The sequence below is a fragment of the uncultured Campylobacter sp. genome (assembly GCF_938045405.1).
In the GTDB taxonomy this organism is placed as follows: domain Bacteria; phylum Campylobacterota; class Campylobacteria; order Campylobacterales; family Campylobacteraceae; genus Campylobacter_B.
Genome location: NZ_CALIMW010000091.1, coordinates 1 through 7504, shown reverse-complemented (window position 1 = coordinate 7504; position 7504 = coordinate 1). Strand labels below are relative to the sequence as shown.

The window sequence follows — 7504 nt, the reverse complement described above, 5'->3', positions numbered from 1 at the left end:
TTAGCTCAAACTCGAAATCCTGCGCGTTTTTGCGCTGCGTCTCGCGCTCTTTGCGCGCCTTAAGGGCGGGATCCTCCGCAGTAAACCCGCCCCTTCGCTCAGCAAAATTTCCTCCGCCAAAGCTGCCACCTCGTTCGCCACCAAAGTTTCTGCTGGAGCCGAAATTGCTGCCGCTAAAGCCCTCACGCTCCCTACCACCGAAGCCTCGCACCTTGCTAGGTGCGTAGCCGTCGATATTCTGCGCGGCATCTAGGGTTAAAATTTCATCCAGATAAATTTGATATTTCCCGCCGTAAGGGGATGTATTTTTGCTAAGCCGCGCCAAAAACGCCATCGGGCGCTCCAGCTCCGCGTCCGTTAGCGTAGTGACCGCATCACAAATATCGCCGAACGCACTCATCTCGAAGCTGCCCGCAAGATCGAGCACCGTGAGATTTGCCATCTGCTTGCCCGATTTGGTCGTGCGGGTGTGGACGTTTTCGATCTTGCCGACGCACAAAATTTTAACGCTCGCGTCCTCATCGCCCACCAGTTCGTCAAATTCGTTCGATTTGGTATGCGCGATCGCACCAAGCTGCGCGGCGTAGGCTTTGAGTGGATTCTCGCTCAAAAATACTCCCGCGTGCGGGCGAAAGCTCGGATCTCGAGCGTTTTGCAGGCTCATCATCGAAAGAAACGACAGCTGATACGCCGCGCCGCCGACCGCGCTTTTTGAAATTTTAATCATAAAGGCGTACGGGCGCTCCCGCTCCTGCGGGCTTAAGTTTTCGATCGCCTTTAGCGCGTTATCGAACACCGCGAGCTCGAAGCTGCCGTGCAGATCAAGCACGTTTAAAATCCCCATTTTTTTGCCCGTTTTCGTCATGCGCGTGGACAGATCCTCGATCCGCCCCACGCTAAGCACCTCGGCGCTATCGCCCTCGATCTCGCTAAACGCCGAGGATAGCGTATAGTCGATGCCCTCCATCTCCTCTTTATAATCATCCAGCGGATGCCCCGAGAGATACACGCCCACGGTCTGCTGCTCAAATTTTAAAATTTCGCCCTGCGGAAATTCCTTGTCGGTATCTACGAAGCTTACGCTCATGCCGCTCGTCATATCCTCATCCTCGCCAAAAAGCGAGCTTGCGGCGTCCTTTTTAATCTCGGTGATCTTTTTCATCACGTCTAGGATATTTTCCATATTCTGAATCATCGCTAATCGACTCTTGCCCAGACAATCCATCGCGCCTGCGTAGATCAGCGACTCGATGACCTTTTTATTGACGCGGAAATTATCCACGCGCGAAGCAAAATCGTCGATGCTTTGAAATTTAGCCTCGCTTTGAAGCTCTAAGATATTCTCGATCGCGGCACCGCCCACGCCCTTAATCGCGCCGAGGCCGTAGATGATCGAGGTGCCCGATTTGGAGTTTTCGTCGTCCACGACGCTAAAGCCCCTTAAACTTTGATTGATCGACGGCGGCAAAAGCCCGATGCCTAGACGGCTTGCCTCGTCGATATACTTTGAAATTTTATCGGTATTGCCCTCCTCCGAAGTAAGCAGCGCCGCCATAAACTCCGCCGGATAGTAGGTCTTAAGATAGGCTGTTTGAAAGGTGATCATCGAATACGCCGCGGCATGGGATTTGTTAAAGCCGTAGGAGGCAAATTTCATAATCAGATCAAATAGCTCATCTGCTTTTGCTACGTCAAAGCCCAGTTCTTTAGCGCCGCTTAGATACTGCTCGCGCATGTGAGCGAGCTTCTTCTCATCCTTCTTACCCATCGCGCGACGCACCAGATCGGCATCGCCCAAGCTAAAGCCGCCTACCTTCTGCACGATCTGCATGACCTGCTCTTGATAGACGATGATGCCATATGTTGGCTCTAAAATTTCTCTTATCTCGGGGAAAATATAGCTTGCTTTTAGCTCGCCGTGTTTGATCCTGATAAAATCGGGGATTAAATCCATCGGCCCAGGGCGGTAGAGCGAGATCATCGCGATGATATCCTCGAAGCGATCCGGGCGCAGGTTCATCGCCAGATCCTGCATGCCCGCGCCCTCGATTTGGAAAATCCCCAGCGTGTTGCCGCTTTGAATCGTTTTGTAAGTTTGCGGATCGTTAAAGTCTATCTCCTCCCAAACTATGTCGCGATTATAGCGGCGCTTGACGAGCTTGATGGCGTTATCGATCACATCGAGGTTTTTTAGACCTAAAAAGTCAAATTTTATCAGATCGACGTCCTCGAGATAGTTTTTGGTGTATTGCGTTACTAGGCGCGCATCCTCGCCCTTATCCTGCTTAAATAGCGGCGCTTTGTTCCACAGCGGCTCGTTTGAGATCACCACTCCCGCGGCATGCATACCTGCGTTGCGATTGAGCCCTTCAAGATCCAGCGCAAACTCCCAAACCTGCTGTGCGATCGGATCTGCGTCGATAAATTCTTTCAGCTTCGGCTCGGCGTCGTAAGCCTGCTTGAGCGTGATGCCGAGCTTGTCGGGGATCAGCTTCGCCATCTTATCGGCTTGCGAAAGCGGCATATCGCAGACGCGAGCCACGTCGCGGATGACGCCGCGCGCGAGCAGCTTACCGAAGGTCGCCACCTGCGCGACGTTAAATTTGCCGTACTGATCGATGACGTAGTCGATCACCTCGCCTCTGCGCGCCTGGCAAAAATCCACGTCGATGTCGGGCATCGAGATACGCGACGGGTTTAAAAATCGCTCGAAAAGCAGATTATACGGGATCGGATCGAGGTCGGTAATGCGAAGCGCATACGCGCAGATGCTGCCCGCCGCAGAGCCGCGACCGGGGCCAACCGGGATGTCGTGATCCTTCGCCCAGTTGATGAAATCCTGCACGATGACCATATAGCCCGAAAAATGCATGTTTTTGATGATGGCAAGCTCCTTTTCCAGGCGCTCGCGATAAATCTCGTGCTTGGCGGGATCGATAAATTTAAGGCGCTCTTTAAGCCCCTCGCGGCAGAGATGATCGAATAAAAAATCATCGTTTGCAAAGCTATAGCGCTCCGAGGGCTGCGGCAGCGAAAGCCCGAGCCTAGCGGCGTATTCGATCGTAAATTTAAAATTCGGCGGCGTCGGCGCGTAGTCCTTCTTGTCGAAAGCAAATTTCAGATTGCATTTTTCTACGATCTCGGCGGTGTTTTCGATCACTTCAGGGATATCCGCAAAAAGCCGCCTCATCTCCTCATCGCTTTTTACGTAAAATTCCGAAACGACGTGTTTTAGGCGGTCGCCATCGTTGATCGTCTTGCCCATCGAGATGCACTGATAGACGTCGTGAGCCTTGGCGCGGTCCTTGCGCGAGTAGTGAGCGTCGTTCGTGGCGATGATCTTGACGCCGATTTCGCGCGAGAGGCGGATGAGGTCTTTATCGACGTTTAACTGCTCGCCAATGCCGTGACGCATGATCTCGAGATAAAAATCCTCGCCGAAAATTTCCTTATACTCAAGCGCCGCTTTTTTCGCCGCTTCGTAGCCGCCCGCGCCGCGCTTTAAATTTCGCTCGCTTCTATTTAGATGAAATTCCACCTCGCCCGCTAGGCATGCCGAGGAGCAGATGAGCCCCTCGCTGTGCTCTTTTAAAATTTTTTTGTTGATCCTCGGGTAGTAATAGAAGCCGTCCAAAAACGCGCGCGAACTAAGATACATTAGATTTTTATAGCCCGTCTCATTTTTGGCAAGCAGTATCAAGTGGTAGCGCTGGCGGTCGCTTTTATCGCCGATATCGTCGTGGTTGTGCAGGTAGGTCTCGATGCCGATGATCGGCTTAATGCCGTGCTTTTTCATCGTCTGATAAAAGTCTATCGCGCCGAACATATTGCCGTGGTCGGTGATTGCGCACGCCTTGGTGCCGCGGCTTTGTAAGAGCTCGGCGAGCTCGCTTACTTTATTCGCGCCGTCTAGCAGCGAATACTCGGTGTGAAGGTGCAGGTGGGTGTAGTCGCTCATTTTGATCCTTTTTTGATTTGGAGATTATATTAAATTCGGGCTTTAGAAACGGTCAAATTTAATGGAATTTTAGCTTAAATTTCAGCGTGAAATTTTACGAGTAAATTTTGTTACGGAATTTTACTTCGGAGGTTTTACATTCTGGATCTTACGGATTAAATTTTGACAAAATTTTAAGCTTAAAATGCTTTGATGAAATTCCACTATCATAAAATTCCGCCTCGATGGAATTTTGAGCTAACGCAATTCCGCAAAATTCTATAACTTAAATCATCGTAAAATTTTGCGGTTTAAAATTCCACTTGCAAAGCCTTTTACGGCTCTACGATCTTGAGAATTCCACGATCGCTTTAGCAAGCTCTCTAGTAGGATCGACGAAAATTTTATCGCTTTTGATTAACGGCAAAAATAGCGGCAGCTCGGTGCAGGCAACGACATAAATATCAGCATCGATTTTGCCTAGCAAATTCTCAAAAGCCCCCACGTATTCGGCAGTCTTGCCCGCCTTAACGCCTTTGTAGATGCAATCCATCAAAACCGCTTGATTTTCTTCGCCGAGATCCACGCTGATTAGCCCCGCTTCTTTGAGCGGATCGTCGTAAATTTTAGCTTTTTTTGTACCAATAGTGGCTAGCACAGCTATTTTATGGGCTTTTGGATAATTTTTGCGGATCGCTTTTACGGTGACCTCGGCGATATGAATTAGCGGGATTTCCGCCGCAGCTTCTACATCGTCTGCGAAAAAATGCGCCGTGTTGCACGCCATCGCAAACGCCTTGCAGCCTGCATTTTTGAGCCTAACAGCGCTCTCGCTTAGGCGCGGAAGCGGATTTTCACCTTTGCCTAAGATAAACGCCGTGCGATCTTCGATCTGCGGATAGCTATCGATTACAAGCGGAATATTTTCTTGATCGCTGCTCGCCGCAGTCTCTTCTATGATCTTCATATACAGATCCGCACTCGCTAAAGGTCCCATTCCGCCGATAATTCCAACTCTTTTCATAGCTCGTCCTTTCTAAATTTTACTTGGGTTAATTCTCCCACTTACTCATATCCATTTCGTTTTCGCTCTTTGCGACGTAGATCGACGCGACAACATCGCCCGTTACGTTCATCGAGGTTCGCCCCATATCCAAAATCGCATCAATGCCCAAAATCATTCCATAAGCGATCGCTACGTTACCACTTACCTTGACGCCGATAGATTCGAGCACTAAAAGCAGCATCAGCGCACCAGCTCCCGGAACTCCGGCAGTTCCGATTGCCGCAAGCATCGAAGTGATGATGATCGTGAGGTAGTGGCTGCTGTTTAGATCGATACCGCAAGCATTAGCGATAAAGAGCGTGCACACGCCCAAATACACGGTCGTGCCGTTCATATTCACCGTAGCACCCACGGGCAAAACAAAGCCGTAGATCGCCTTTGGAATTCCCATATCTTCGGCGGTTTGCATCGTAATCGGAAGCGTGCCGTTGGAGCTGCGGGTAACAAAAGCCGTAAGCATCGGCGGACGCACTTTTTTAAGGAATTTAATCGGGCTAACTCCGATAAGCATACAAATAACGCAATAAACCGCAAATACTTGAATCGCAAGTCCCACGTATAGGGTAATCGTGACATTTAATAGCGAGCTGAAAGCCTCGATACCGCTTTTATTAAACACTACAAACATTAGCGCAAAAACGCCGATTGGTGCGTATTGCATCACCCAATGCACGACCTTAAACATAATCTCGCTCATTCCATCGAAAAAATTATAAACCGTATCAGCGGAATTTTTAATACGAGCATCACTACTGTCGCGGCAAAACGCAAGCCCTACGCCGAAAAATAAGCAAAACGCGATAATCGGCAAAATTTCGCCCTTGGCTATGGAATCAAAAGGATTTGTAGGAATTATATTAAGCAAAATTTTACTCATACTAGGCGCGTTCGCTGCCTTTTCGACAGCCTTGGACGCATCGCTTAGATCAAGTCCGCTACCTGGAGAAAATACAAACGCACACGCTAGGCCGATGACGATCGCAAAAAGCGTAGTTATAGCGTAAAATATGATCGCCTTAACGCCTACTTTGCCCAGGTGCGCGGGCGAGATACTGCTCGTGCCTACGATGAGCGAGCAGATAATGATCGGCACCATGATCATCTTTAAAAGTCTCACAAAAAGATCTCCCAAAGGCGTTAAAATCGCCACCCACGTGGTATCGCCCACCGGCATATTTTTAGGTAGTAACATACCGATCGCAGAGCCCAACACTAAAGCGATAATGATGCGCCAAAGCAAGCTTGAGTTAAAATAAAAAGCTAAGACTCCGCCTTTTTTCGTTTGATTTTCTGACATGGACATCTCCCTGCACTAAGAATTTTAATGGAATTCTACCGCAACTTGCCATAAAATAAAATTTAATCGGTCGCCAAATGAAAGTTAAATTTGAAAATTCAATCGCGAGCTTAACCATAAAGCTGAAATTATGCGGCAAGCTTTGTCTTTTGAAGTTATGAAGCGGAATTTCAAAGGAAAAACGACGCATGAAATTTATAGAATTTTGCGGATTTTGATGTAGTGAAAAGCAAAAAATTTTGTGGTGGTGGGCTCACTAGGACTTGAACCTAGGACCATCCGGTTATGAGCCGGATGCTCTAACCAACTGAGCTATGAGCCCGCCAGCGGTAAAAAAGAAATGTGATTTTACAAAAATAATCTTAAAACGGCGTTAAAATTCTAACCGCAGAATTTTATGAAACTTAGGCCCGCCCAAATAGTGGCTAAATTTCACGCCAAAGTGCGCAACTTTATCTGATTTCCGAGTAGATCACTTTCGTGCGCACAAGGCGACGTAAATTTAAGACGAAATTTTATATAAAATTTCAGGGCTCTTAAATCCGCCGCCATAATCTAATTCGCCCTTAAATCGTGTGAATTAATAGCTTTTTTTCACGCTAATAGGCTCCGATAACATTTTAGGGACGCCCGGTAATTCATACGTTCCCCGGCAGATGTTATTTTCGGTATCAGGGCCTTTTGCGATAGTGATCGTTTTCTTTTCGCCATCCACGCTGATTAGGAAGCATTTATCCCCCTTTGTGCTTTTAAGATATGCGGAATTTTCTCCGTTAGGCTCTAGCGGAACATTCGTCATAACCGAAAAATCGGATGCGAATTTGCCCTGAGAGATATAGTAAGCGTCTAGATCGTATTTAACAGTACTTAAATTTGTCGCCAACTTAGAGATCTCCGCATCATCTCTAGTAGTCAGCCCCGGTTCTGCAATCGCTACTGCGGGCAAAGCAATCGCTACGATACAAACCGTAGCTATTACCTTCGCTACGGATACTTTTTGGGGAGTTACGTCATATTCGCAGTTTTGCAGCGACTTTGCGGCGACGATAAGCGAGCTTTTATTTTTGCGCAACATATCGCTAGTAAAGGGCAAAAATAGAAATTTGCCGTATTCCATAAGACCTAACCCCACGGGAGCAGTCCGACTAAAATGGTTAAGGACTAAACCCGACAAATAAGTTAAGATAGCCAAGATCCAACCGCC

4 protein-coding genes and 1 tRNA gene are annotated in these 7504 nt (G+C 48.2%); all 5 read right to left on the bottom strand.

Annotated elements, in window-relative coordinates; genetic code table 11:
* Window positions 1–3958, bottom strand: a 3958-nt coding sequence (dnaE, locus tag Q0140_RS03370) for a DNA polymerase III subunit alpha (protein WP_297961889.1), incomplete at its 3' end; no start/stop codon positions are given.
* A gap of 322 nt (window positions 3959–4280) precedes the next feature.
* On the bottom strand, window positions 4281–4961 hold the full coding sequence (locus Q0140_RS03365) for an amino acid racemase (RefSeq protein ID WP_297961886.1): 681 nt from the start codon (window positions 4959–4961) through the stop codon (window positions 4281–4283).
* Window positions 4962–4989: 28 nt separating this feature from the next.
* A complete protein-coding gene (locus Q0140_RS03360; protein WP_297961884.1) occupies window positions 4990–6300 on the bottom strand; it encodes a dicarboxylate/amino acid:cation symporter in 1311 nt (436 codons plus the stop codon).
* A 245-nt stretch (window positions 6301–6545) separates the two neighbouring features.
* Window positions 6546–6622: transfer RNA gene (locus Q0140_RS03355), tRNA-Ile, on the bottom strand.
* Between the two features lie 258 nt (window positions 6623–6880).
* The coding region (locus tag Q0140_RS03350; RefSeq protein ID WP_297961881.1) for a YccF domain-containing protein at window positions 6881–7504 on the bottom strand (624 nt) is incomplete at its 5' end.